The following is a 26121-nucleotide window of genomic DNA, read 5'->3' as shown; positions in this document are numbered from 1 at the left end:
GGGTGAGGGTGGTCCGTGCTACGGGGTCGCGGTGGGCGGCTGATTGGCTGCAGCGTTGGTCACTGACGGATCGCTGTGCTCGGAGCTCCAGCTGGCGAGGATGCGCAGCTTCTCCAGGTCGGTGGATGACGCCCTCGGTAGCGCTGGTGAGCCGACCCTGCTCTAGGTGCCTGCCCGCACCCCGCGGTGCACGCGGCGCGCACCCCAGGCCGTGAGGCCGATGCAGAACAGCGCACCCACCCCGAGTGCCGCGGCGCGGACCCGCTGGCCGGTGACCATCGAGTCCGTCACCCCGCTGTCCCCGTAGGAGCCGGGTTCGCCCGTCTCCACGACCGTCAGGTGACCGTTCTGCTCCGCGAGCAGGGCGTCCACCTCCCGCGGGAAGTCGGAGTCCTGGACACCCGTCTGGGTGCCGCGGAACGTGATCTGGTTCCCCTCGGTCTTCTTGACGGGATCGTCGAGCCGGTTGTCGAACGGGTAGCGTCCGGTCAGCTCGTTCTTGGGCATGATGCCCGCGTAGATCCCGTTGTAGTCCTGGGTCACGAGGTCCTTGGTGAGCGTCTGGTACGTCCCGGAGACGACCATCGACTCCCCCGCCCACTCCTCCAGCCGGGAGGCCTTGTCGAAGGACAACGCCGAGGCCAACCCCAGCGCCAGGGTCATGACTGCCCCCAGCAGCACGATGAGGACGATCCACCATCCTCGGGCACCACCGGGTCGTGTCTCCTGGTCGTGCTCGTCGAAATCGATGAGTTCCTGGGTGTCGTGGCCCACGGTATGACTTCTCCTGGCTGGTGGGGGGGTGATCAGCTTCGGATCTCGGCGCCGTGCTCGCGGTGGGCGGCACTCACGGCGTCCTGGCGGGCTTCGGAGGCCTCGTCCGCGGTGAGGGTGCGGTCCGCAGCCCGGAACCGCAGGGCGATCGCCACGGACTTCTTGCCCTCGGGGATGCCCTTGCCCGCATACACGTCGAAGACCTCGGCGGACTCGAGCAGCTCGCCCGCACCGCGGCGCACTGTGGCCAGCAGGTCCGCGGCGGGGACGTCCGCGTCCACCACGAGTGCGACGTCCTGGGTGGCCGCGGGGTAACCCGAGATCGCCTGCGCGGTGACCGCCGAGGCCTCACGATCGAGCAGCGCCGAGAGGTCGAGTTCCACGGCGCACGTGCGCTCGGGCAGACCCTGGGCCGCGACGAGCTTGGGGTGCAGCTCTCCCGCCATACCGATCACGGCGCCGTCCTGAGTGCTCAGCTGCGCAGTGCGCCCGGGGTGGAACGCGTGATGCGAGCCCTGGGTGACCCTCAGCTCCACGCCCACGCTGCGTGCGGCGAGCACGGCGACGTCGAGCGCGTCCTGCCAGTCCAGGGTGCGCGGCGCAACCCACGGGCCTGCAGCGGCGTCGTGCCCCGTGAGCACCGCGGCGAGCCTGCGCGGCTGGTCGGGGACGGCGGCGTCGAGCCGTTCGAGCTCCGGAGCGGCCGGGCGCACGCCGAGCGGCGGGATGGGCTGGGTGTCCGGGGTGTAGCCGTCCGCGAGGAACACGTGGCCCATCTCGTAGAGGGCCAGGTCCCGCAGTCCGCGCGAGTGGTTGCGCTTGAGCACCTCGAGCAGCCCGGGCAGGATGCTCACCCGCAGCAGGGACTGGGCCTCGCTGATGGGGTTCGCGAGCTTGATCGACGCCACGTGCTCACCGTCCGCGCTGCCCCACAGGTCGTTGTCCGCCTGGGACACGAACGGGTAGCTGAGCACCTCGGTGAGCCCGGCGGCCGCGAGCGTATTGGCCACGCGGCGTCGTGCGGCCTGCGAGCGCGTGAAGCCGCGCCCGGGAGGCGCCACGGGAAGGCGATCGGGGATCTTGTCGTAGCCGTCCAGACGCGCGACCTCCTCGACGAGGTCCTCCTTCTCGAGCAGATCCGGGCGCCACGACGGCGGGACCACGGTCCAGCCGTCCGCGGTCTCCGTGACCTCGGCACCGATGGCCACGAGGCTGCGCTCGACGACCTCTGGAGAGTAGTCCACTCCAACGCGCGCCGCAGGGTAGCCCGCGGGCAGCTCGATCGCGGCGGGGCGGTCCGTGTGGTCCACGTCCGTGACCCGCCCGGAGTCCGTGCCGCCGGCCAGCTCCACGAGGAGGTCGACGACGCGCTGCGCAGCAACCGGCGCGAGCTGCGGGTCCACGCCGCGCTCGTATCGCTTGGACGCCTCCGAGGGAAGCTTGTGTCGGCGGGCGGTGCGGGCGATCGAGACCTCGTCGAAGCGCGCGGCCTCCACGAGCACGCGCGTGGTGTTCTCCCCGACCTCGGTCGCGGCACCGCCCATGACGCCGGCGAGGCCCACGGGACCGGACTCGTCCGCGATCACGAGGTCCTCGGTGTTCAGCTCACGGGACTTGTCGTCCAGCGTGGTCAGCTTCTCGCCGGCCCGCGCACGGCGCACGGTAATCCCGCCCTGCAGGGTGTCCGCGTCGTAGTTATGGATCGGCTGGCCGTACTCGAGCATCACGTAGTTGGAGATGTCCACGGGCAGGCTCAGGGAGCGGATCCCGGCCAGGCGCAACCGCGACACGAGCCACTGCGGGGACGGGATGGATGGATCCACGTTCTCCACGATGCGCACCGCGAAGCGGTTGCACCCGGCGCGGCCGTGGATCGGGGCGTCGTCGGACACGGTCACGGGGAACCCGTCCTCGGTGGACGCGGGCACCCGCGGCGCGAGCTCCGCCACGGGATCCGTGAACGGTGCGCGCACCGCGTGGCAGTACTCGCGGGCGATCCCGCGGATCGAGAACGCGTACCCGCGGTCCGGGGTCACGTTGACCTCCGCCGCCGAGTCGTAGAGACCCAGCAGCTCCAGGGCGTCGGAGCCGATCTCGGGGTTCAGCCCGATCCGAGACAGCACCAGGATGCCGTCGTGGTCGTCGCCAATGCCGAGCTCGCGCACGGAGGCGATCATGCCTGCCGAGATGTGGCCGTAGGTCTTGCGCGCGGAGATCCGGAAGTCACCCGGCAGCACCGCACCCGGAAGGGCGACGACCACCTTGTCACCCACCGAGAAGTTGTGGGCACCGCAAATGATTCCCTGGACGCCCGAGGGGTCGATGCCCTTGCCCGTCAGCGTCTGCTCATGGCCCTCCGGCACCACGCGCACGGAGCACCAGTTCACGGTCTTGCCGTTGGAGTGGGTCTCGGGCTCCATGGAGAGCACCTGGCCCACCACGATCGGACCGGAGAGGGAGTCGGAGGGGCGGTGGACGTCCTCCTCCTCAAGACCCACCTTCACGAGGGTGGCCAGGACGTCCTCCGCGGCGGCGTCCTCGGGAACGGGCGCGTACTCGCGCAGCCATGACAAAGGAACTCGCATTGCTCTAGATCTCCATCCCGAAGTGTTCGCTGAAACGGACGTCGCCCTCGACCATGTCGTGCATGTCCGGGACGTTGTTGCGGAACATCAGGGTCCGCTCGATGCCCATGCCGAACGCGAACCCCGAGTAGCGCTCGGGGTCGATCCCCGCGGCCCGCAGCACGTTGGGGTGCATCATGCCGCAGCCACCCCACTCAATCCACCGCGGTCCGCCCTTGGCGGTGGGGTGCCACACGTCCAGCTCCGCGGAAGGTTCGGTAAAGGGGAAGTAGTTGGGCCGCAACCGGATCGCGGCCTCCGGGCCGAACATGGTGCGCGCGAAGTGGGTGAGGGTGCCCTTGAGGTCCGCCATGGACAGCCCTTCGTCCACGGCGATGCCCTCCACCTGGTGGAACACCGGGGTGTGGGTCGCGTCCAGTTCATCCGTGCGGTAGGTCTTGCCCGGGCACACCACATACACCGGCAGCTCGCGCTCCAGCAGCGAGCGCATCTGCACCGGCGAGGTGTGGGTGCGCAGCACCAGGTGTGACGACGGCGGGTCCACGAAGAACGTGTCCTGCATCTGCCGCGCCGGGTGGTCCGGCTTGAAGTTCAGCGAGTCGAAGTTGAACCACTCGTGTTCGAGCTCCGGTCCCTCCGCGACCTCCCAGCCCATGCCCACGAAGATGTCCCCGATGTGGTCCATCAGGTTGGTCAGGGGGTGCCGTCCGCCCAGCCGACGACGCCGCGTGGCCGCCGTGACGTCCACCGCTTCCTCCACGAGGATGCGGGCATCCCTCTCCTCCTCGAGCACGGTGGCGCGTGCCGCGAGCGCCTTGTTCACGCGTCCGCGGGCCTGCCCCACCAGCTTGCCCGCGGTGGCCTTGGCGGCCTTGTCCAGCCCACCGATCGCACGGTTGGCCAGCGCCAGCGGGGATTTCTCCCCCGTGTGGGCCAGGCGAACGGTCTTCAGCTCGGAGAGGTCGGCGGCGGCCTCGATCTCACGCAGTGCGTGCTCGAGGGCGGCCGTCACCCCGGCCTCGTCGGTGGGGTCCACCGCGGCGGACGGTGTGGTCTCGGACATGGTTTCTCGCGTTCCTACTGGCGGACGGTGTTCTCACGAGCTCGCTCCCCCGGTGGGTGAGCCGCTTTTCGTGCAAATGCCCGCAGCGTGGCCGGTGCGGGCAGGGTCAGTCTAGTGGAGGACCCATGGCGTCCGCTGACCCGGCGGGGTCATGGGGCGAGCTGTCCCAGCAATGCCCGCACGATCGGAAGGTCCGCCGGGATCCACGGCAAGGCCAGTAGGGCGTCGGGGTCGCTCGACGGAACCCACCGCACGGCTAGGTGATCGGTGCCCACCACGGGTGTATCCGCAGTGGTTCCGGTCCACACTCGCATCGCGGCCTTCTCGGACAGTGGCCATCCCTGAGCATGGGGGCCTGAGATTTCAGCCAGAAGCTCCACCCGCACCGACAGCTCCTCCGCGCATTCGCGCACGAGTGCGTCCTCGGCGCTCTCCTCCGGTTCCTGCTTGCCGCCCGGGAATTCCCACAGCCCGCGCAATGTCTCGGGGTAGGCGCGCTGGGCGGCGAGGAACGCGGTGGGGTGATGTGCGTCGTCGAGCAGGGCCACCCCGACCACCTGGGTCCGGAAGCGCGCGGGGAGATCGGAAGTCATGGTGTTCAGTGTGTCACCGACAATTCGGACAGCGCGGAGAGAGAAGCGTCAGCGATCGAAAATCCGGCGCTGGGCTTGCGCCGATGCATACAGACACACGGTCGCGGCGGTGGCCACGTTGAGCGATTCGGCGGCCCCGTACAGCGGCACCGCCACAGACAGATCCGCGGCCGCGACCTCCGCTTCCGACAGTCCCTGCGCCTCATTACCGAACAGCCACGCGGTGGGCTGCTCGAGGGGATACGCCACGTCCCCCGAAGAAATGCCCGCGGCGCGCAGCATCGCGGCGTCGGCCAGCTCGGAGACCGTCATGGAGGCATAACCGTCCGCGGCGAGCACACCCATGCCGTGCTCACGAGCCGCCGCGACGACCGCGGCGAGTTCCATGCCCGTGAACACCGGGACGTGGAACAGCGACCCCGCAGAGGAGCGCACGGATTTCGGGTTGAACGGGTCCACGGTGCCGGGAGTGCACAGCACGGCATCTGCGCCGGCGGCGTCCGCGGTACGGATCACGGTGCCGGCGTTACCCGGGTCCTGCACCCGGACCAGCATGCCCACCAGGCGTGCGGCACCGAGGGCGCGAGCGGCGTCGTCAGAGGAGCCCGATGCCTCAGACGCGTCCAAAGCAGAGGAAGGGAAGCGGCACACCGCCAGCATCCCCTGCGGCGTGACCGCATCGGTCATGGCCGCGAGTACCTCCGGGGTGACCGCCCGGACGAACGCGTCACCGCGGTCGGCGACCGCGGCAAAATCCGCAGCGATCCCCGGATGCCGGTCGAGCTCCTGCAGGGTCACATACACGGCATCGAGCCGCGGCAACCCGGGAGCGGGAGAATCCGCGAGCGCGAGACGGACCGCCTCGCGCACGTTCTGCGGACCCTCGGCGCGGAACAATCCGCGCTTGGAACGCATCGAGCGCCTGGTCAACGCGGTCACGTCCTTGACCCGATCGGCTCGGGGGTTGGACAGCAACCGGTCTTCCAGGCGCTCGACGAACGTCACAGCGGCACTCAGGCGGCGGTGCGGGGCGCGGAGGTGTCCTCCGGCAGGGCGTCCTTGGCCACGCGGACCAGAGTCGCGAACGCGTTCTCGTCGCTCACGGCCAGCTCGGCCAGCATGCGACGGTCCACCTCGACCTCAGCGGCCTTCAGGCCCTGGATGAAGCGGTTGTAGGTCAGACCGTTCGCGCGGGCGGCGGCGTTGATGCGCTGGATCCACAGCCGACGGAAGTCGCCCTTCTTCTTGCGACGGTCGTTGTAGGAGTAGGTGTACGAGTGGAGCATCTGCTCCTTGGCCTTGCGGTACAACCGGGACCGCTGACCGCGGTAGCCCGAGGCCTTCTCCAGAACTTCACGACGCTTCTTGTGGGCATTGACCGCCCGCTTCACACGTGCCACGTGCGTACTCCTAACGATTCGGTTCCGACCCCTGCCGGAACATGACTACCCGCCGCGCAAACGCGGCGCTGACGAAATGGAAGAGGAAGGGCCTACTTGGCCAGCATCCGCTTGATGGCCTTGGCCTCACCCGGGGTGGAGACGATCTGGTCGCCCGCGAGACGGCGGGTCAGACGCGAGGACTTGTGTTCCAGGTAGTGGCGGCGGTTGGCCTGCTGGCGCTTGACCTTGCCCGAACCGGTGAGCTTGAAACGCTTCTTGGCACCGCTGTGGGTCTTCATCTTCGGCATGGTGACCGTCTCCTTTTACATCGACCGGTGGGGCACACCGGTGGGTCGCGGCACACGGCCGCGACCATGCTGGTGTCGGGCGATCACACGCCCAACGCTGTCAATTCCTGTGCCGCGATTACTTCTTGGCGGGCCCGGGCTTGAACGCCCCGGGCTTCGGTGCCGCGGGCTTGGCCGCCGCGCTCGGCTTCGCGGGTGCGGGCTTCGCACTCGGCTTCGCGCTTGCAGCGGGCTTGGGGCTCGCTGCGGGCTTGGGTGACGACGCCGATGCGGTACCCGCCTGCGCCGCCGCCGGCTTGGCCGCTGCGACCTTGGCGTCCGCGGTGGCCTGCTGTGCAGAAGCCTCGGGCTGCGCCGGAGCCTGGGTGGCTTCGGTACCGGACGCCGGCGCCACGGTCTCCTGGACCTTGTCCTCCGCCGCGATGGGAGCGCTCTGCGAGCTCTCCGCCTGCACGGTGGCCGCCTGACGCAGTTCCGCCGGGAACGCATCCCCGATGGACTGGGTCACGGACTCGGCATTAGAGGTGTCCACCCGCTGCTTGCGCTGGTTCTCGGACTGCGACGTCTCCCGCTGCTTCTGCTTGCGGGCCTCAGCGCGAGCCTCCGCCTTGTTCTTGAGCGGACCGATGACCATGACCATGTTGCGACCGTCCACGCGGGGCGCGGTCTCCACGACACCGACCTCGGCGACGTCTTCCGCGAGCCGCTCGAGCAGGCGCACGCCCATCGCGGGGCGCTGCTGCTCACGACCGCGGAACTGGATCATGGCCTTGACCTTGTCCCCCGCGGAGAGGAAGCGCTTGGCGTGACCCACCTTGGTCTCGTAGTCGTGCGTGTCGATCTTCAACCGGAAACGCACTTCCTTGAGCACAGTGTTGGCCTGGTTCTTGCGCGCCTCACGAGCCTTGACCGCAGCTTCGTACTTGTACTTGCCGAAGTCCATGAGCTTGGCCACGGGGGGCTTGGCGTTGGGTGCGACCTCGACCAGATCGAGATCCGATTCTCGGGCCAGCCGCAGCGCGTCCTGAACGCGAACGATGCCGACCTGCTCGCCGCCAGGTCCGACCAAGCGGACTTCCGGGACACGGATTCTGTCATTGATACGTGGATCGCTAATGCCAAGCTCCTGAGTTCGTGGGTTTCCCCGTGGTTGGGTCCTGGACCACAACGAAAAACCTCCGCTGCGGCACGCGCGAGCGGAGGTGAGAACCACACAGAGACCGAGATGACACGACCGTCATGAAAACGGCGTGGTCGTTCGGTCACGAACCCGGGCACCTGGTGCCGTGTGATCGCGTCACTCGGCGGGCGGCGGCGGGTGGGAGTCATCTCCGCTTGCACACTGTCCATCAATATAACCCATCCGGGGGCGCCGGGGCCAGTCGGGCGACGGCCCCGCGCCGGGCGATACCGCTGTTCTACAGTGGTCCCATGTCCGAGCAGCCGCGCTCCGAGCGCTTCGAATTCACCGACACCGCATCGTCCCAGGGTCCCGCCCACGATCACGACGCCGCCCACGACCACGGCGCCTCCGATCCCGATGCACTGCCAGACGAGACCCTCGCCGAGGTGAACAACCAGATGCGTGACATCGCCGAGGTCCCCGCGGTCGAGGTCATCACGACCGCCGCCGTTCACCTGATGAGCGCCGCCGCCGTGAAGTGCGGTCTGGCCGCCGAGGAGAACGCCGAGGAACTCAAGGACCTGGACGAGGCGCGCAAGCTCATCATCGCCCTGGCAGGTCTGATCACCGCGGCCGCTCCCGAGATCGGCTCCCAGCACGCGGGCCCGTTACGCGACGGCCTCAAGTCCCTCCAGCTCGCGTTCCGCGAGGCTTCCCCGTTCCCCGACGCCCCCGGCGCGGGACCCGGCGAGAAGTTCACGGGCCCGGTCTACGGCTGAGCGTCAATCCCGTTGAAGTCCTTTTAAGGAACGCGGCGCGCGACCGGTGGTCGTGCGCCGCGTTCCTCTTGGTGACGTCAGACGGCGACGTCACGCTGTGATCTCATGCAGTGACCTCACGCGGTGAGCCGGACCTCGATCGAATCCACCGCCTCCGCCATGACGGGCTGGGCCGCGAGCTGCTGCTGGTAATGCCCCACTGCTGCCTGCACCTCGTCGACGGACAGCCCCACCCGCAGCTGCAGGGTGACCGTGAGCTCCGGGCCCTCGCCCCCACCGCGTAACGTGGCGCCGTCGGACCGCGCGGCATTCACACCGCGACCCGGGCCGGCGAGCGCCGCCACGATCTCCGAGCGCCCGAGTGCCGCGCGCGTGACGGCGTCGTCCACCGCGACATCCCGGTACGACGGCGTCCACTCGTGTCCCTGTGCCACGGCCCACAGGGCGGGGCGCCGGACCACGAAGGCCGGATCCGTCCCCGGATCCACGACAAGCAGGGCGGAGCCGTCTTGCACCGCGGACAGCGCGGCGCGGCGGATGTCCGCGGCGACCGGTCGGGCCCGGGAGTTCCATGCGGTCAGTGCATTGGTGGACGTGAACACCGGCAGGGCCTTGCGGCCGTCGGCGGCCTGCAAGCTCACGAGGGCCATGTCCGCTTCCTTGTCGGAGACCAGACCGTCCTCGGTGATGTGGGACTGGGACACCTGCGCCACGATGGGCACGAACACCCGGATCCCGGCGAGCGCGGCCACGACCTCCTCCTCGCCCACTGTCCCCGCGCGCCATGCGTCAAGTGCGCAGGCGACATTCGGATCCGCGGTGCCGGGGTCGTCGGGAAACTGGTGGGTGTGGCTCGTACCCTCCCCCAAATTGCGACCCTCCCACGACTGACCGCCGGTGTCTGTGGGGCCACCGGCCGAGCGCAGCTGGGCGGCGATGTGCGCGGGAAGGACGCGTGCGCTGGGGCCGGAAACGGCGTGGTCACCGCGCCCGGAGGGCGGGTGCGCTTCGCGTCCGGGCCCGCGATCCGCGCGGTGCTCAGGCACTCGGGCGACCGGCGACGTCCAGGGCCTGCGCGAGCGTGAACTTGCCGGCGTAGAGCGCCTTGCCCACGATCGCGCCCTCGATGCCGGCGGGGACGAGCTCGCGCAGCGCAGCGAGGTCCTCGAGGGACGAAATTCCGCCCGAGGCCACCACGGGCTTGTCCGTGCGGCGGGCAACCTCGGCCAGCAGCTCGGTGTTGGGCCCGCGCAGCGTGCCGTCCTTGGTCACGTCGGTGACCACGTACCGCGCGCAGCCGTCGGCCTCGAGGCGCTCCAGCACCTCCCACAGGTCGCCGCCGTCCTTGGTCCAGCCGCGCGCGGCGAGCGTGGTGCCGCGCACGTCCAGACCCACGGCGATCCTGTCCCCGTGCTCGGCGATCACGCGATGCGTCCACTCGGGGTTCTCGAGCGCCGCCGTGCCCAGGTTAATGCGCGCGGGGTCCAGGGTCAGGACGCGCTCGAGGGACTCGTCGTCCCGGATCCCGCCGGACATCTCGATCTTGAGGTCGAGGTTCGCGGCCACGCGGCGCAGGACCTCGATGTTGTCACCGCGACCGAACGCGGCGTCGAGGTCCACGAGGTGCAACCATTCGGCGCCCGCGTCCCGCCACGCGAGGGCGGCCTCGAGCGGATCGCCGTAGCCGGTCTCGGAGCCGGCCTCCCCCTGGACCAGGCGCACGGCCTGTCCGCCTTGCACGTCCACCGCGGGCAGCAGTTCCAAACGGCGTTCGGTGGTCTCGGTCATGTCTCTCCTCACGTGGCGCCCGCGGGCGCCGTGGTGGTCCGGTGGTTGATTGGATTGTCGCGGTGCGGCGCACGCCCCGTACCCGTTGACGACGGCACTACGCCCGGTTCACACGCTCGTGAACCACGAGTAGCCCCCGTAGCCGATCAACACGAGGGCCACAAACGCGAGCAACACCACGCTCCACAGCGGCTTGCGCTGTTGATGGAAGGAGATCGCCCCGCCCACGAAGAACGCCCCCGCCACGAGCAGCAGCACCGATGCGGTCATGCCGGGGCCCCCGAACTCGGTGCGGGGATGCGCCCGGCCATGCGTCCGGTGCGCGGCAACGTGGACAGCCAGTTGCGCAGCAGGGCGATCCCCGCCGCGGAGGACTTCTCGGGGTGGAACTGGGTGGCGCTCAACGGACCGTTCTCCACGGCGGCCACGAAGGGCGCCCCGTGCTCGGACCAGGTGACGCCCGGGGGCACCATGTGCTCGATGCTCTGGTCGAATTCCCACTCCCGCACCCCGTAGGAGTGCACAAAGTAGAACCGCTCGTCCTCAATGCCGCGGAACAGTACCGAGCCCTCCGGCGGGCGCACCTCATTCCAGCCCATGTGCGGGACCACCGGAGCGTCGAGGCGTTCCACGGTCCCCGGCCACTGTGCCAGTCCCTCGGACTCGTGACCGTGTTCCACGCCGCGGTCGAACATGACCTGTAGGCCCACGCAGATCCCCAGCACCGGACGGCCACCGCTCAACCGGCGATCGATGAGCCGCGGGGCGTCCACCGCGCGCAATCCCTCCATGACGGCCGCGAAGGCTCCCACGCCCGGGACCACGAGACCGTCCGCGTCCATGACGTCGCGCGGATCGAAGCTCAGCACCACCCGCGCGCCGGCCTCCTCGAGGGCGCGCACGGCAGAGCGCACATTGCCCGCGCCGTAGTCCAGGACGACAACACTCGGCGCCTCCGTCATGTTCTGCTCCGCCCCGCTCACAGGGCGCCCTTGGTGGACGGGACCACGCCGGCCATGCGGGCGTCGGGCTCCACGGCTTCGCGTAACGCCCGCGCAAGCGCCTTGAACTGGGCCTCGGCAATGTGGTGCGGATCACGGCCGCGGATCACTTCCACGTGCAGGCACAACTGGGCGTGGTAGGCCAGGGACTCGAAGACGTGGCGGGTCATCGACCCGGTGAAGTGACCACCGATCAAGTGGTATTGCTGGCCCTCCGGTTCACCCGTGTGCACCACGTAGGGCCGCCCGGACACGTCCACCACGGCGGACGCGAGTGCCTCGTCGAGCGGCACGGTGGCCTGCCCGAAACGGCGGATCCCCCGCTTGTCCCCGAGTCCCTGGCGCAGCGCATCACCCAGGACGATCGCTGTGTCCTCGACCGTGTGGTGGACGTCGATGTCCGTGTCCCCGTGGGCCTGGATGTCCAGGTCGATCAGGGAGTGCTTGGACAGTGCCGTGAGCATGTGGTTGTAGAACGGCACCGTGGTCTCGATCGAGGACGTACCCGTCCCGTCCAGGTCCAGGCTCACGCGCACGCTGGATTCACTGGTCACGCGTTCCACCGTGGCGGTGCGGTGGTTCTCGACTGCGCTCATGAAAGACGACATCTCCTCGGGGACGGCGCCCGGCGACGGCTCGGCGGGCGGGTCCAGTCTAGATGGCTGGGGTGGGACCATGGGGCCGCGGCCCGACCGGTCCCACGGTTCGAGACGAGCCGGGCCGGCTCAGAATCTTGGCCCGGACGGTCCGGCTCAGGACCGGGCGAGGTAGGACTCCACGGCCTCGAGAAACGCGGTGGTCTCCGCTTCCGTCCCGGCGGTGACCCGTAGGTGGCCGGGGATCCCCACGTCCCGCACGAGGACGCCCTGGTCAAGCAGACCCTGCCACATGGCGTGGGCGTCCCCGCCGCACTCGAAGAACACGAAGTTGGAATCGGATTCGGCGGGGGTCAGGCCCAGTCTCTTGAGCTCGTCCACGATCCGGTCGCGCTGCAGTTTGATGTCCTCGACCGTGCCGAGCAGTGTCTCGTGGTGTTCGAGTGCGGCCAGTGCGGTCGCCTGGGTCACCGAGGACAGGTGGTACGGCAAGCGCACGAGGCGGATAGCGTCCGCGACGGAGCGGTCCGCGGCGAAGTACCCGAGCCGTGCACCCGCTAACGCGAACGCCTTGCTCATGGTGCGCGTGACGATGAGCCGGGGACGGCCGGGAAGCAGGGTTAGCGCCGAGGGGGTTCCGAAGCGCGCGAACTCGGCGTAGGCCTCGTCCACGACGACGATGGTGTTGCGGTCCTCCCCCGCCTCGTACACGGCCTCGACGACATCCAGTCCGAGCGCGGTCCCGGTGGGGTTGTTAGGCGAGCACAGGAACACGATGTTCGGGGCGTGCTCCCCCACCTGGCGAGCCGCCGACTCCGCGGACAGGGAGAAGTCCGCGGCGCGCTCCCCCGCGATGAACCGCGTTCCGGTCCCGAGGGCGAGCAACGGGTACATCGAGTACGTGGGGACGAAGCTCAACACGGAGCGCTCCGGCCCACCGAAGGCCTGCAGGATCTGCTGCAGGATCTCGTTGGACCCGTTGGCGGCCCACAGATTGTCCTCGGTCAGCTCGTGACCCAGATAGGACGCTAGGGTGGTCCGCAGATTGGTGAAGTCCCGGTCCGGGTAGCGGTTCAGGGACGCCGCGGCATCGGTGACGCGCCGCGTGATGGCCCGAACCACGGGCTCGGGAACCGGATGGGTGTTCTCGTTGGTGTTCAGTGCGACACGGACTTCCAGCTGGGGAGCACCGTAGGGAGACAGGCCCCGCAGGTCGTCGCGCAGCGGAAGGGCTTCGAGGGAATCATCACGAGAATTCACCAGACCAGTCTATGGACTCGGCGCATATCCGGTCACACGACGTCTCACGGTGTGTCGATTCCCGGACCAGTCGTGACACCGCCCGGAGCTTGTCGGCGCACCAGGAGTCGCTCACTTGGCACCGACGGATCACGTCACCGACGGGTCACCGTCAGCGGGACGGGACCTCCAGGACCTGACCCGTGTGCAGGGTGGAGGACGTCAGACCGTTGAGCTCGGCGATGTCGTTCATGACCTCGCGGGTGTCCCGCTGCGGGTCCGCGACGGCGGCGATCTCCCACAGGGTCTGGTTCGCCTGCACCGTGACACCGTGGGTCACGGGCGCCCCCGCCGGTTCCGTGGATGCCTTGACCGTGGGCGGCAGCAGGAAGACAGCGGCGACCACCAACAGGGCCGCCGCTCCCGTGACGAAGGGCAGCCCGATCAGGAAGAACCGGCCGCGGCGGGTGAGCTGCAGCGGCGAGCGAGCGGCGCGCGGGGCGGCCTGGACGGACGCGGCGCGGGCCGACGTACGAGCGCGCACGGCGGCGGAGGACGCAGCCGTGGCGGAACGAACGGATCGCGACAAGGTGAGAGCGGTCATGGCTACCTCCTGGTGATCTGACCGGATCCACCCGAAGGTGGCGGTGTTCGAACGCGGAGCGTATTTAGAACACATTTTCGAATCTCTACCCACAGTTCTAGCACGGGTGTACGAATGCTGTCGAGGACCTTTTCGAACACATATTTGAACCCGGGGACGCGCGCGGGTTAAGCTCGAGGTCACACAGGAGTTAGTTGACCCCACGTCTCCGACACGCATAAGCGGCCTCCGCAGCCCACCGCAGGGTGTGCACAGCGTGGACGGTGAAAGGACCCCGCACGTGAGCACTTCTTCCCCGAATCAGCAGGCGTCCGACCGACGCCCGCGCACGCTCACCCCTCGACAAGCACGAATCCTCGGTGCCGTGCAGCGCTGCATCACCACGCGCGGCTACCCGCCGTCCATGCGTGAGATCGGTGACACCGTGGGTCTGGCGTCCCTGTCCAGCGTGACCCATCAGCTCGGCCAGCTCGAGAAGTGGGGCTACCTGCGCCGGGATCCGCGCCGACCCCGCGCCATGGAGGTCCTGCGCCCGTTGAGCGCGGAGGAACTCGACCGCCACCTGGGGCCGGCCGACGAGCCCGCGGGTTCCGTGGAATCCTTGGCGACCCGCGCATCGGGCGCCGCGTCCCCCGCGGTGCACACCATGGGCGACCTGCCCGCCGCGGATGACGACGACGCCATGGTCCCCGTACCGCTCGTGGGGCGCATCGCCGCCGGTGGCCCCATCACCGCCGAACAATCGGTCGAGGAGGTCTACTCCCTGCCACGGCAGTTCGTGGGTCACGGCCAGTTGTTCATGCTCAAGGTCTCCGGGGACTCCATGATCGACGCAGCCATCTGCGACGGCGACTGGGTCGTGGTGCGCCAACAGAACTCCGCGCAGAACGGGGACGTCGTGGCTGCCCTGCTGGACGACGAAGCGACCATCAAGACCTTCCGCCAGCGCGACGGCCACACGTGGCTGCTGCCCCAGAACACCCGCTACGAACCCATCCTGGGTGATCACGCGACCGTGATGGGAAAGGTCGTCTCGGTCTTCCGCTCCCTGTAGCTCGCCCTCCGAACGGTTCCGGGAACCGCGCGTCGCGTCACGCGGGACGGCACCACGGACGTGAGCACAGCGACGTCGAACGCTCAGGAGCGCGCCAATCGCTCTAACGCCCCGAGAACGGTCGAGCGGTCCGTGGTGGGCCACAGCGGCGGGAGGGACTGGGCCAGGAAGGACCCGTAGCGCGCCGTGGCGAGCCGCGAGTCCAGCACGGCGACGACGCCCTTGTCCCCGCTCGCACGGATCAGTCGGCCGGCGCCCTGCGCCAGGCGCACCGCGGCGTGGGTGGCCGAGACCGACATGAACCCGTTGCCGCCTGCCCGTTCGGCCGCGCGTGTACGGGCGGTGCCCAGGGGATCGTCCGGGCGCGGGAACGGGATCCGGTCGATCACGACCAGTCGGCATGACTGTCCCGGCACGTCCACTCCCTGCCACAGGCTCATGGTTCCGAACAGGCTCGCTGAGGGATCGTCGGTGAACTCCTTGACCAGGGACGGCAGGGAGGCGTCCCCCTGGCACAGGATGGGCAGCTCTGTACGATCGCGCAGCGCCTCCGCCGCGTCCTCCGCGGCCCGGCGGGACGAGAACAGACCGAGCGCGCCGCCGCCCGAGGCCTCGAGCAGCCCGAACAGTTCCTCGAGTTGCTCCTCCGAGACGCCACGGCCGGGTTTCGCGAGGTGCTTGGCCACGTAGAGGATGCCCTGGCGGCGGTAGTCGAAGGGGCTGCCCACGTCCACGCCCCGCCACGCGGGGGACCCCGGGCCCTGCAGGCCGAGAGCCCCGGCCGTGGACGAGAACGATGACCCCACGGCCAGGGTCGCCGAGGTCAGCACGACCGTGCGCCCGTCGAACAACCCCTCCCGCAGGGGCCCCGCGACGCTGAGCGGCGCGATGTTCAGGGTCGCCGGTTCGCCTTCGGACGCTCCCACGTATCCCTCGGTGGGCGACCAGCGACCCACGCGGGAGATCCACAGGACGTCATGGGCGGTGTCCGCCGACAGCATGCGCTCGGCGGTGTCCAGCAGCTCGGACAATCGTGAGCGGGCCGCGTGACGTGCCGCGTCCTCGCCCTTGGAATCGCCCTTGGTGTCACTGAGCCCCGTGCGCGCGGCATCCTGAACGCCACCGACCGCGTAGACCTGCTCCTCAGTGAAGCCTCGTGGCAACAGTCCGGACGGGTCGGGGTCGAAGGCGAGATCGAAGGCCTGCGCGGCCTTCTCGAGTGCATCGCTCGACGCCGCGGTGTGCTTGCGCACGGCCGTGGCCGCCGCTCGTATCGCGGCGGCGGACAGCGACGCGGTCACGGCACCCGTGACCCGGTCCCGCAGCTCATGGGCCTCGTCAACGATCACGACGTCGTGCTCGGGCAGGACCGCGAGCCCCTCGAACGCGTTGATCGCGAGCAGCGCGTGGTTGGTGATCACCACGTCCGCCTCGCCGGCCTCGGCCCGGGCGCGCTCGGCGAAGCACTCCTCCACGAGGGGGCACTTGCGCCCCAGGCACTCCTTAGCGGTCACGGAGACCTGCCGCCACGCGGCGTCCGTGACACCCGGCTGGACGTCGTCCCGGTCCCCGGTCTCGGTGGTCTCGACCCATTCCCGCAACCGCAGCACCTGCTGGGCCAAGCCACCGAGGGGGCGATCCGCGCCCCCTGCGGCGGGTCCCGAACCGGGGACGTCGAACAGGGCGCCGTCGTCGTCCGGGTAGCCGCCCTCGACCTTGTGCAGGCACGCGTAGTTGGAGCGGCCCTTGAGCAGCGCGACGACGGGGCGGTCGTCCAGTTCGTCCTCGAGCGCGTCGAGCAAGCGGGGGACGTCCCGGCCCGTGATCTGGGACTGCAGGGCCAGCGTGGCCGTGGCCACGACCACGGGCTTGTCCGCGGTGCGGGCGTGACGCAGGGCCGGGACGAGGTATGCGAGCGACTTACCCGTACCGGTCCCTGCCTGGACCAACAGATGCCGGCCGGTCTCGAGGGCCTCGGCGACCTTGGCCGCCATGAACCGCTGTCCCTCCCGGCGCTGCCCGCCCAGCGCGGTCACGGCGGAGTCGAGGAGCTCGAGCGTGTCCACCGCGCCGGGCAGCGTTTCGGGGCGGACGTCTGAGAGGTCGTGCCCCGCTTCGTCGACGAACGATGCGCTCATGCCCCGGCGGGATCCTCCGCGGTGGGCGCGGCGGCCGGGCTCCCGGGCTCCGCCACGCGGTAGGGCTCGAGTTCGCCCACGAGTTCCTCGCGAACGCGCACACGCAACCGCGTGCCCTCGGGAGTGTGTTCCGTGCGCAGGATCTCGGCGTCCTGGGCGTGCAGCCGGGAGACCACCTCGCCGTGAACGTAGGGCACGAGCAGTTCCATGTCGTGGTTTGGGCGCGGAATGGCGGAGGAGATCAACCGCTGCAATTCCTCGATGCCCTCTCCCGTGCGCGCCGACACGGCCACCGACGGGTGCTCGTGATTGCGTAAACGACCCAGCACCACGGGATCCGCGATGTCGGCCTTGTTCAGGGCCACGATCTCCGGGATGTCATTGGCCCCCACGTCCGTGAGGACGTCCCGCACGGCCTTGAGCTGACCCTCCGGATCCGGGTGGGAGGCATCCACCACGTGCACGATGACGTCTGCGTCCCCGACCTCTTCCAGGGTGGAGCGGAACGCCTCGACCAACTGGGTGGGCAGCGAGCGCACGAAGCCCACGGTGTCCGCGAGCGTGTAGCCGATCCCGTCCGGGGTCTCGGCCTTGCGCACCGTGGGATCCAGCGTGGCGAACAGCGCGTTCTCCACGAGGACCCCGGCATCCGTCAACCGGTTGAGCAGGGACGACTTACCCGCGTTGGTGTACCCCGCGATCGCGACCGAGGGCACGGAATGACGCTTGCGGTTGAGTCGCTTGGTCTCACGCGCCGGCTTCATGGCCGCGATCTCCCGACGCAACTTGGCCATGCGCTGGCGGATCCGGCGCCGGTCCAGTTCGATCTTGGTCTCACCGGGACCACGGCTACCGATGCCCTCACCCGAGGCCGCACGGCCACCGGCCTGCCGGGACAGCGACTCACCCCAACCACGCAGACGCGGGAGCATGTATTCGAGCTGCGCCAGCTCCACCTGCGCCTTGCCCTCCTTGGACTTGGCGTGCTGGGCGAAGATGTCCAGGATGAGACCCGTGCGGTCAATGACCTTGACCTTCACGACGTCCTCGAGGGCACGACGCTGCGAGGGCGCGAGCTCGGCATCCACGATGACGGTGTCCGCACCGGTCGCGGCCACCACGTCCTTGAGTTCCAGGGCCTTGCCCGAGCCGAGGTACGTGCCGGGGTCCGGGGTCACGCGCCGCTGCAGCAGACCGTCCATGACCTCGGAACCGGCGGTCTCCGCGAGCGCCGCGAGCTCACGCAGCGAGTTCTCCGCATCGGCCAGGGTCCCGCTCGAGAACAGACCCGCCAGGACGACGCGCTCGAGCCGCAGCTGCCGGTACTCGACCTCGGTGACGTCCTCGAGCTCGGTGGACAGCCCGGCGACACGGCGCAGCGCGTGACGTTCGGCGAGGTCCTGCTGATCGCCGTCGGATTCGACGTGGACGTGGTCCTCGTCCGCGAGCTCACGGGCGCGGCCCAGGTGATCGTGTCCGCCACCCGCGGCATACGACGCGTCGTGGTCGCGGGCGCCGTGGACGCCCCGTTCATCGTCGAAGACGTCCTGACCGGCGTCGTGGACGTGGGTGGGTTCGGAGCGTGTGCGCGCACGGGCCAGGACACGCGAGACGACGTCCTCCAGTTCCGGTCCGGTCAGTTCCGCGGAGTGTCCGGGCTGCTTCGGAGCGGGATTCTGGTGCTGGTGAGATTGCGTCATATTTCCTTGATCTATGGCTGGAGACGGTTGACCAAGTCTAGCGCCGGGCACTGACACGACGGGCGGGGGCACTAGCATGTGGAGCCATGGCCCCCGAGAATCCCGCGCAGCATTACTTCGTGTCCGACCCGTCCGTCGCGGAGAAACCGCGGCGGATCACCGTGGAGCTGCGGGGCCGCACCGTGGACGTGGGGACGGCCGCGGGGGTCTTCTCCCCCTCGGACCTGGACAAGGGAACCGCCGCGCTGCTGCGCAACGTGCCCGATCCGCACGGGCGGAACCTGCTCGACATCGGGTGCGGGTGGGGGCCGATCACCCTGGCCCTCGCGCTCGCTGCACCGAGTGCCACGGTCACCGCGGTGGACGTCAACGAACGCAGCCTGCGGCTGACTGCGGCGAACGCGCGGGAGCTGGGTCTCGCGGGCGTGGAGACCCATCTACCCGAGGACGTACCCGCGGATCGTACGTTCGACACCATCTGGTCCAACCCGCCGATCCGCGTGGGGAAGCAGGAACTGCACGACATCCTCATGATGTGGCTCCCCCGCCTCGCGCCCGGTGGTACGGCGTGGCTCGTGGTACAGAAGAACCTGGGTGGGGACTCACTGCAGCGCTGGCTCGCGGCCACCCTGGGTGAGGGGTATTGCGTGGACCGGGCCGCAACCGACAAGGGCTTCCGCGTCATCACCGTCCAGCGCGCCTGAGGCGCGCGGAGGCACGCATGCCGGGCCGGGAACCGGGGTCGCGTGTACGGCGTTGGAACCTATACCCCCGGGCGTTGGGCCGAAAACAGGAGCCAAGGGTGCCGCTCCGGGAGCCGGCGCGCAGCGTCGTCGTCGGACGATGCATGCAACAGGGCCGCGCGGCGAGGCCCTCCCGACTCAGCCCACCACGGCACGAACGCGACTGACTCAGACGAGCTGGGCGGTGGCCACCACGCGCACCGGACCCGCGAGGACGACATGCTCGGTGCCGTCCGGGGCGGGCACGAACGTCACGGACAGCACGCCCCCGGGGACGCGCACGAACCAGCGGTCCGGGGAGTCGGGACCGCCCCAGAACCGGGTGGCCGCCGCGGCCGCGCACGCTCCCGTGCCGCACGAGTACGTCTCGCCGACACCCCGTTCGTGGACGCGCATCTCGAGGCGACCGAACTCGGAATCGCCGTCGTCCGAGGGCACCACGAACTCCACGTTGGTCCCCTCGGGAGGTGTGGGTTCCACGACGGGCACGGTGTGTAGGTCCAGCCCGTCCAACTTCTCGCCCTCGGACAGGGCCACGACCGTGTGGGGATTGCCCATGCTGATGGACACCCCCGGGCGCGGGACCGTGAGGCCCTCCGCATTCACGAGGCAATCCGAACCGCGCTCGCGCGCGGCGTCCCCGTCCTCGAAGCTCCACGGACCCATGTCCACGGCGTAGCCGTCGGACGTACGAACCACGGTGCGCATCCCCGCGCGCGTGCCGATGCGCAGTTGGGAACCGCGCGGGAGGCTCACGAGCCCCTCGCGCACGAGGTGGTCCACGAACACCCGCACCCCGTTACCGCACATCTGCGCCACGGAACCGTCCCCGTTGCGGTAGTCCATGAACCACTCGACGTCCGGGTGCGCTTCGGCGAGCTCGCCGGCATCGGCCACGTGCTCGGTGCGCACGGCGCGGATCAGGCCGTCACCGCCCAGCCCGAGGTGTCGATCGCACACCGCCGCGACCGTGTCCGGTGAGACGTCCAGGGTGCCGTCCCGGTCCGTGAAGACCACGAAGTCGTTTCCCGTGCCGTGCGCCTTGGTCACGCGCACGCCCGCCAGTTCCTGCCAGTTCACGCTGCCTACCGTCCCCTCGGTCGTGTCAGTCATCGCCGCCATCATACTGAGCCCGGACGACGTCCATTGCCCGTTCCGGCAGCGCGGACGGTCCCGCGGGATCGTCCGCGCGCAACCAGTGCACGCGAGGATCCGCCCGGAACCACGTGCGCTGGCGCTTCACGAACCTGCGGGTGGCGGTCACGGTCTCGTCCCGGGCGCGCTCGAGCGTACTCGTGCCGTCGAGCACCGCGAGCAACTGGGGGTACCCCAGGGCCTTCCCGGCGGTGGGGCTCTCGCGCAGCCCCCGGGCCGCGAGCGCTCGTACCTCGTCCAGCCACCCCCGCTCGAGCATGGTGTCCACGCGGCGGGCCACCCGCTCGTTGAGCACGTCCCGCTCCATGGCGAGACCGATCTGCACCGTGGGCCGCACGTACCGGCGCTCGGGCATGAACGACGTGAAGGGCCGTCCGGTCAGCCGATGCACCTCGATCGCCCGCACCAGTCTGCGGTCGTCCTTGACCGTGGCCGCCGATTCGGGATCCACGTCCGCGAGCCGCTGCAGCATGCGGGCATGCCCGTGCTCGTGCAGCTCGGCTTCGACCCGCGCTCGCAGCTGCGGATCGGTTCCGGGGAATTCGATGTGGTCGAGCACCGCGCGCACGTACAGTCCCGAGCCGCCCACGAGGACGGGCACGTTGCCGCGTTCCTCGATCTCGGCGATGACGGTGCGAGCGCGAGTCTGGAACGCGGCGACCGACGCTTCCTCGTGCAGGTTCAAGATGTCGAGCAGGTGGTGCGGCACTCCCCCGCGTTCCTCCGGGGGCAGCTTGGCGGTCCCGATGTCCATGCCCCGGTAGAACTGCAGGGCGTCCGCGTTGACGATCTCCCCGCCCACGCGCTGGGCGATCGCGATCCCGAGGTCCGACTTCCCGGTCCCCGTGGGCCCCACGACCGCCACGACCGGGCGTTGCGTCCCCCGGGTCATACCGCGCTCAGGGCTTCCGCAGCGACGGCATGCCCAGCCCCACGGCGGCGGGTTTGCCCGACGACGACGGCACACCACACGATTCCGCCTGGGCGGCCTCCCACGCGTCCCCGCCGCGGGAGCGCCGTACGCTGTACTCGTTCGCGTCCCGCGGGTCCGAGAGCAGGTGGTACGTGGCGGCCCCGGTCACCGGAACCGTGACGAAATCACCCGGGCGCGGTTGTGCGGCTCCGTCCGGGACACTGAAGTGCACGAGCCGCTGATCCGGGCCCCGCCCGCTCAGTCGGTGCGTGGCTTCCGATCTACGGCCCGATTGGGCGCTCACGAGCACCTCCGTGCGCGCGCCCACGAGCTCGCGGTTCAACTCCGCGCTGATTCGGTCCTGCAGGGCGGTCAACCGTTCGAAGCGTTCCTGCACCACGGGGGCGGGGACCTGGTTCGCCATCTCCCCGGCGGGAGTGCCCGGGCGCACCGAATACTGGAAGGTGAACGCGGAGGAGAACCGGGAGGCCTCCACGACGTCCAGGGTGTCCTGGAAGTCCTGCTCGGTCTCCCCTGGGAAGCCCACGATGATGTCGGTGGTGATCGCGGCGTGCGGGATCCGCTCACGCACCCGGTCCAGGATGCCCAGGAACTTCTTGGAACGGTACGAGCGCCGCATGTCTTTGAGGATCCGGTCCGAACCGGACTGCAGCGGCATGTGCAACTGAGGCATCACGTTGGGGGTCTCCGCCATGGCATCGATCACGTCGTCCGTGAAGGCCGCGGGGTGCGGACTCGTGAAGCGCACCCGCTCCAACCCCTGGATGTCCCCGCAGGCGCGCAGCAGTTTGGCGAACGCACCGCGGTCACCGAACTCCACGCCGTACGAGTTCACGTTCTGCCCCAGCAGGGTCACTTCCACCGCACCGGAGTCCACGAGCGCCTGGACCTCGGCGAGGATGTCCCCGGGACGGCGGTCCTTCTCCTTGCCGCGCAGCTGGGGGACGATGCAGAACGTACACGTGTTGTTGCACCCCACCGAGATGGACACCCACCCCACGTAGGCCTGTTCCCGCTTGGTCGGCAGTGCCGACGGGAACGTCTCGAGGGCTTCCAGGATTTCCACCTGGGCCTGCTCGTTGTGCCGGGCGCGTTCCAGCAGGACCGGCAGGGACCCGATGTTGTGGGTCCCGAAGACCACGTCCACCCACGGGGCCTTATCGACGATAGTGGCGCGGTCCTTCTGGGCGAGGCAGCCGCCCACCGCGATCTGCAACCGTTCGTTGCGCCGCTTGACGGGGGCCAGCTGACCCAGCTGGCCGTACAGCTTGTTGTCCGCGTTCTCCCGGACGGCACACGTGTTGAACACGACCAGGTCCGGATCACGGTTCACCGCGGGAACGTATCCGGCGCTCTCGAGCAGTCCCGTGATGCGCTCGGAGTCGTGGGCGTTCATCTGACATCCGAGAGTGCGCACCTCGTAGGCGGGTGCATCGGTGGCGATCACGGGTTCCTGCACGGCATGGGGCATCTGAGTCACCTCACCATTTTAGGGACGGGGTCAAATTGCTGGAACTCGGCCGTCCACGGCCAAAGGGGCACCGATCAGGGCGTGTCCCACACGTGGGCGTCGTCCGGGTCCGGCCGATCGCGCCCGCCCACTGTGGACCCGCCCGCGGCGTAGTCATCTCCCGAGAAGCCGTCTCCTGGGAACCCGTCTGCGGAGAACTCGTCGCCGGCGAACTCGTCACCCGCGGACTCCTCCGATTCGAACTCCTCCGCCGAGGACTTCAGCGCGCCCAGCTCCTCCTTGACCACGGCGAACGCGAGTCCCGGCGGATACCCCTTGCGTCCGAGCATGCTCACGAGCCTGCGGATCAGCCGGTCGCGTTCCTTGCGGTCCGACGGGTCCAAGGAGGCGGGCAACTTCTTGCGCACGAGGACGTGGGCGTCCCGCAGTTCGTCGTGGTCGGAGCGCTGTTCGAGGGCCTCGTCCGCGATCTCACCCGTGATCCCGCGCTGCGCGAGTTCCCGGCGCAGAGCCGAGCGGGACAACCGGCGGGTCTCGGCGCGGGACCTGACGAACATCCCCGCGTAGGCCCGATCGTCCACGAGGTTCACTTCCTCGAACCGGTCGAGCACCTCCCGGGCGACGTCCTCGGGGACGTTGCGGTCCGCGAGTTTGTCCTCGAGCTGGCGCCGCGACTTGGCCGATGCGCTCAACTGGCGCAGGACGATCGCGCGGGCGACCTCGCGGGGATCGGCCTCCGCCTCACCCGGTGACTCCGTGGACGCGGGCGGCGCCGCCGGGCCCCAATGGGAATCGGAGGCCCGGCGGCGCCGGGAACCATAGCGTTCGGACTCAGTCATGAAGGGACGGCGTCAGCTCAGAATGCCGGAAGTTCGGTCTCGTCCTTGGCCGGTGCGAACGGGGCATCCGGATCCAGGTCCTGGGGATCGTCGCCGAACCCCTCCATGTCCTGGGAGGCCTGGTCCGGGTCCTCGCTGATCCCGAGCTTGACCAGGATCTTGCGTTCGATCTCCTGGGCGAGTTCCGGGTTGTCCTTGAGGAAGCGGCGCGAGTTCTCCTTGCCCTGGCCGAGCTGGTCCCCCTCGTAGGTGAACCACGCACCGGACTTCTTCACGATGCCGTGTTCCACGCCCATGTCGATCAGGCCGCCCTCGATGGAGATGCCCTGACCGTAGAGGATGTCGAACTCGGCCTGCTTGAAGGGCGGGGCCATCTTGTTCTTGACGATCTTGGCGCGGGTGCGGTTACCCACGGGGTTCGCACCGTCCTTGAGGGTCTCGATCCGGCGGACGTCCACGCGCACGGAGGCGTAGAACTTCAGCGCCTTACCACCCGTGGTGGTCTCCGGGGAGCCGAAGAACACGCCGATCTTCTCGCGCAGCTGGTTGATGAAGATCGCGGTGGTGTTGGTGTGGGACAACCGACCCGTGATCTTGCGCAGAGCCTGGGACATCAACCGGGCTTGCAGACCCACGTGGCTGTCGCCCATTTCGCCCTCGATCTCCGCCTTGGGCACGAGGGCCGCCACGGAGTCGATCACGATGATGTCGATGGAGCCCGAACCCACGAGCATGTCCATGATCTCGAGCGCCTGCTCACCGGTGTCCGGCTGGGACACCAGCAGGTTGTCCGTGTCCACACCGAGCTTCTCGGCGTAGACCGGGTCCAGCGCGTGCTCGGCGTCGATGAAGGCGGCGATCCCGCCGGCCTTCTGGACGCTGGCCACGGCGTGCAGGGCCACGGTGGTCTTACCCGAGGATTCCGGGCCGTAGATCTCCACGACACGGCCGCGGGGGAACCCGCCGATACCCAGTGCGACGTCCAGCGCGATGGAACCGGTGGGGATGGTCTCGATCTTGTTGGCGGGGCGATCCCCCAGCCGCATGACCGATCCCTTGCCGTAGTTCTTGTCGATCTGGGACAGGACGGTGTCCAGTGCCTTCTGACGATCGGATCCGGCCACCTGAGAGGGTGCCGGTGCGCCCTTGGACTTGGCTGCCATGTTTCACCTCGGTTCTCGGGGGCCGGGGCGGCCCTGTCGATGTCTTCACGTTCCACGGTACAAAGGGGGTCCGACAGCCATAAGCGACCGGACGGGTTGTGGAGCGCGCGTGAGCTGATTCGAATATACCTTCGAAGACGGCGTGGCGCACGCCGCCCACGGCGAACTCAGCGCCGGGGCGGTTGATCCGGACCCCACCACCGGGACTCGGGGATCTCCTGGGCGCGGCACACCGCGAACCACACCGTCTTGGGGTCCGTCCCGGACTCGAGGGCCTCCGCGGCCGTGCGCTCACCCAACTCGGTTAAAACCAGATCCCGAGCGAGAACCCGGCTGTACGCCGCCCCGAATTCGTGGGACATCAGGTCCCAGAACGCACTGACTCGCATGAACAACTTCTCCTCGGTATCGACGCTGCATAGATCCGCTAACTCTCCACGCTGTGCGGACCCCACGGTGCTGCAATGAGCAACGGACCCGCCCACCGGGCGGGTCCGTTCGTTGGTCTGGTGCACCGCGGCCGGTTCGGCCGTAGCGAGCGGGGTCTGACTCAGTGCGCGCCGGCGGCGGTGCCACCGCGCAACTGACGCATCTCCCGCGTGAACTCCTCCGTGAGCTCGGACGGCACGGTGTCAGGGATGAACGTGCCCTCGGCGTAGGCGAGACGATCCGCGACCTCGCGCAGCATCTGGGACATGGGGATGTCCAGTGCCGCACAGATGGACGCGAGCAATTCGGAGGAGGCTTCCTTCTGTCCTCGCTCCACCTCGCTCAGGTACCCCAGCGAGACGCGGGCACTGTGCGAGACCTCGCGCAGGGTCCGGCCCTGACGCTGGCGGACGTTGCGCAGCACCTCGCCTATCTCCTGACGCAGGACACCGACCTTGACATCATTGGTTTTCCCGTGAGCTTCATCGGACACACCCACGTCCTTCCAACGGACAACACCATTGACAGACACGGGTTGCTTCGTCATGTGAATTGCTTCTCCTCGTACGAATTGACGGGGCCTTCTGCATCGCTGACGACGCAGTGGTCGAGGCCTCTTGAGCCCATCGGGCTCAACCTCTGATATCCATAACGGGCTTA

General features: G+C 69.1%; 27 protein-coding genes. 3 read left to right on the top strand and 24 right to left on the bottom strand.

Annotation, left to right across the window (positions count from 1 at the left end; genetic code table 11):
- Positions 1–162 precede the first annotated feature (162 nt).
- The 8 genes from J1M36_RS12115 to infC form a co-directional block, all read right to left on the bottom strand.
- Entirely contained in the window at positions 163–774 is a 612-nt protein-coding gene (locus J1M36_RS12115) for a hypothetical protein (RefSeq protein ID WP_206479857.1), read from the bottom strand.
- A gap of 32 nt (positions 775–806) precedes the next feature.
- Positions 807–3359, bottom strand: a complete 2553-nt coding sequence (gene pheT / locus J1M36_RS12110) for a phenylalanine--tRNA ligase subunit beta (RefSeq protein ID WP_206479855.1) — start codon at positions 3357–3359, stop codon at positions 807–809.
- A gap of 4 nt (positions 3360–3363) precedes the next feature.
- Positions 3364–4422, bottom strand: coding sequence for a phenylalanine--tRNA ligase subunit alpha (gene pheS / locus J1M36_RS12105; protein ID WP_064845938.1), 1059 nt, complete (start codon positions 4420–4422; stop codon positions 3364–3366).
- A gap of 149 nt (positions 4423–4571) precedes the next feature.
- On the bottom strand, positions 4572–5015 hold the full coding sequence (locus J1M36_RS12100; protein ID WP_064845939.1) for a (deoxy)nucleoside triphosphate pyrophosphohydrolase: 444 nt from the start codon (positions 5013–5015) through the stop codon (positions 4572–4574).
- 48 nt (positions 5016–5063) lie between these two features.
- Positions 5064–6020, bottom strand: coding sequence for an RNA methyltransferase (locus tag J1M36_RS12095; protein ID WP_342358349.1), 957 nt, complete (start codon positions 6018–6020; stop codon positions 5064–5066).
- An 8-nt stretch (positions 6021–6028) separates the two neighbouring features.
- On the bottom strand, positions 6029–6415 hold the full coding sequence (gene rplT / locus J1M36_RS12090) for a 50S ribosomal protein L20 (protein WP_035963276.1): 387 nt from the start codon (positions 6413–6415) through the stop codon (positions 6029–6031).
- 92 nt (positions 6416–6507) lie between these two features.
- Positions 6508–6705, bottom strand: coding sequence for a 50S ribosomal protein L35 (gene rpmI / locus J1M36_RS12085; RefSeq protein ID WP_035963278.1), 198 nt, complete (start codon positions 6703–6705; stop codon positions 6508–6510).
- A 118-nt stretch (positions 6706–6823) separates the two neighbouring features.
- On the bottom strand, positions 6824–7774 hold the full coding sequence (gene infC / locus J1M36_RS12080; RefSeq protein WP_231885511.1) for a translation initiation factor IF-3: 951 nt from the start codon (positions 7772–7774) through the stop codon (positions 6824–6826).
- 362 nt (positions 7775–8136) lie between these two features.
- Between infC and J1M36_RS12075 the strand changes: the two genes are divergently transcribed.
- Positions 8137–8607, top strand: coding sequence for a DUF1844 domain-containing protein (locus tag J1M36_RS12075; RefSeq protein ID WP_193519669.1), 471 nt, complete (start codon positions 8137–8139; stop codon positions 8605–8607).
- A gap of 116 nt (positions 8608–8723) precedes the next feature.
- On the opposite strand, the gene J1M36_RS12070 is transcribed toward J1M36_RS12075, so the two are convergent.
- The 7 genes from J1M36_RS12070 to J1M36_RS12040 form a co-directional block, all read right to left on the bottom strand.
- Positions 8724–9653, bottom strand: a complete 930-nt coding sequence (locus J1M36_RS12070; protein WP_206479852.1) for an SseB family protein — start codon at positions 9651–9653, stop codon at positions 8724–8726.
- Positions 9646–10395, bottom strand: a complete 750-nt coding sequence (priA, locus tag J1M36_RS12065; protein ID WP_064845942.1) for a bifunctional 1-(5-phosphoribosyl)-5-((5-phosphoribosylamino)methylideneamino)imidazole-4-carboxamide isomerase/phosphoribosylanthranilate isomerase PriA — start codon at positions 10393–10395, stop codon at positions 9646–9648. The genes J1M36_RS12070 and priA overlap by 8 nt, the downstream gene beginning before the upstream one ends.
- Before the next feature lie 108 nt (positions 10396–10503).
- Entirely contained in the window at positions 10504–10665 is a 162-nt protein-coding gene (locus tag J1M36_RS12060) for a hypothetical protein (RefSeq protein WP_165489804.1), read from the bottom strand.
- Positions 10662–11357, bottom strand: coding sequence for an imidazole glycerol phosphate synthase subunit HisH (gene hisH / locus J1M36_RS12055; protein WP_206479851.1), 696 nt, complete (start codon positions 11355–11357; stop codon positions 10662–10664). Before hisH ends, J1M36_RS12060 begins: the two co-directional genes overlap by 4 nt.
- Before the next feature lie 17 nt (positions 11358–11374).
- Positions 11375–11992: an imidazoleglycerol-phosphate dehydratase HisB gene (hisB, locus tag J1M36_RS12050; RefSeq protein WP_064845944.1), complete on the bottom strand. Its 618-nt coding sequence runs from the start codon at positions 11990–11992 to the stop codon at positions 11375–11377.
- Positions 11993–12148: 156 nt separating this feature from the next.
- Positions 12149–13252, bottom strand: a complete 1104-nt coding sequence (locus tag J1M36_RS12045; RefSeq protein WP_064845945.1) for a histidinol-phosphate transaminase — start codon at positions 13250–13252, stop codon at positions 12149–12151.
- 151 nt (positions 13253–13403) lie between these two features.
- On the bottom strand, positions 13404–13835 hold the full coding sequence (locus J1M36_RS12040) for a LysM peptidoglycan-binding domain-containing protein (RefSeq protein ID WP_082943240.1): 432 nt from the start codon (positions 13833–13835) through the stop codon (positions 13404–13406).
- A gap of 280 nt (positions 13836–14115) precedes the next feature.
- On the opposite strand from J1M36_RS12040, the gene lexA reads away from it, so the two are divergent.
- On the top strand, positions 14116–14889 hold the full coding sequence (gene lexA, locus J1M36_RS12035; RefSeq protein ID WP_064845946.1) for a transcriptional repressor LexA: 774 nt from the start codon (positions 14116–14118) through the stop codon (positions 14887–14889).
- A gap of 83 nt (positions 14890–14972) precedes the next feature.
- Here lexA and J1M36_RS12030 read toward each other — a convergent pair whose 3' ends face one another.
- The gene (locus J1M36_RS12030; RefSeq protein ID WP_206479850.1) at positions 14973–17027 is read right to left on the bottom strand and encodes an ATP-dependent DNA helicase; all 2055 of its coding nucleotides are present in this window, start codon (positions 17025–17027) and stop codon (positions 14973–14975) included.
- Complete coding sequence (gene hflX / locus J1M36_RS12025) at positions 17024–18727, bottom strand: GTPase HflX (protein ID WP_206479849.1); 1704 nt, start codon at positions 18725–18727, stop codon at positions 17024–17026. The genes J1M36_RS12030 and hflX overlap by 4 nt, the downstream gene beginning before the upstream one ends.
- 86 nt (positions 18728–18813) lie before the next feature.
- Between hflX and J1M36_RS12020 the strand changes: the two genes are divergently transcribed.
- Positions 18814–19431 carry a class I SAM-dependent methyltransferase gene (locus J1M36_RS12020; RefSeq protein WP_064845948.1) on the top strand — a complete coding sequence of 206 codons (618 nt, stop codon included), beginning with the start codon at positions 18814–18816 and terminating at the stop codon, positions 19429–19431.
- Positions 19432–19638: 207 nt separating this feature from the next.
- On the opposite strand, the gene dapF is transcribed toward J1M36_RS12020, so the two are convergent.
- The 7 genes from dapF to J1M36_RS11985 form a co-directional block, all read right to left on the bottom strand.
- Complete coding sequence (dapF, locus tag J1M36_RS12015; RefSeq protein WP_241247078.1) at positions 19639–20583, bottom strand: diaminopimelate epimerase; 945 nt, start codon at positions 20581–20583, stop codon at positions 19639–19641.
- Positions 20576–21517 (bottom strand): tRNA (adenosine(37)-N6)-dimethylallyltransferase MiaA, encoded by a 942-nt coding sequence (miaA, locus tag J1M36_RS12010; RefSeq protein ID WP_206479837.1) that lies wholly within the window; start codon positions 21515–21517, stop codon positions 20576–20578. The genes dapF and miaA overlap by 8 nt, the downstream gene beginning before the upstream one ends.
- 7 nt (positions 21518–21524) lie before the next feature.
- Positions 21525–23030 carry a tRNA (N6-isopentenyl adenosine(37)-C2)-methylthiotransferase MiaB gene (miaB, locus tag J1M36_RS12005; RefSeq protein WP_206479950.1) on the bottom strand — a complete coding sequence of 502 codons (1506 nt, stop codon included), beginning with the start codon at positions 23028–23030 and terminating at the stop codon, positions 21525–21527.
- A 74-nt stretch (positions 23031–23104) separates the two neighbouring features.
- On the bottom strand, positions 23105–23869 hold the full coding sequence (locus tag J1M36_RS12000) for a regulatory protein RecX (protein WP_206479834.1): 765 nt from the start codon (positions 23867–23869) through the stop codon (positions 23105–23107).
- Positions 23870–23886: 17 nt separating this feature from the next.
- A complete protein-coding gene (gene recA / locus J1M36_RS11995) occupies positions 23887–25032 on the bottom strand; it encodes a recombinase RecA (protein WP_064845951.1) in 1146 nt (381 codons plus the stop codon).
- Positions 25033–25199: 167 nt separating this feature from the next.
- Positions 25200–25421, bottom strand: a complete 222-nt coding sequence (locus tag J1M36_RS11990; RefSeq protein ID WP_035963868.1) for a DUF3046 domain-containing protein — start codon at positions 25419–25421, stop codon at positions 25200–25202.
- Between the two features lie 161 nt (positions 25422–25582).
- A complete protein-coding gene (locus J1M36_RS11985; RefSeq protein ID WP_064845953.1) occupies positions 25583–26008 on the bottom strand; it encodes a helix-turn-helix domain-containing protein in 426 nt (141 codons plus the stop codon).
- Positions 26009–26121 lie beyond the last annotated feature (113 nt).

Origin of the sequence: Kocuria sp. KRD140 (genome assembly GCF_017168375.1) — a bacterium.
Classification (GTDB): domain Bacteria; phylum Actinomycetota; class Actinomycetes; order Actinomycetales; family Micrococcaceae; genus Kocuria; species Kocuria marina.
This window is presented reverse-complemented; position numbering and strand designations above follow the sequence as displayed.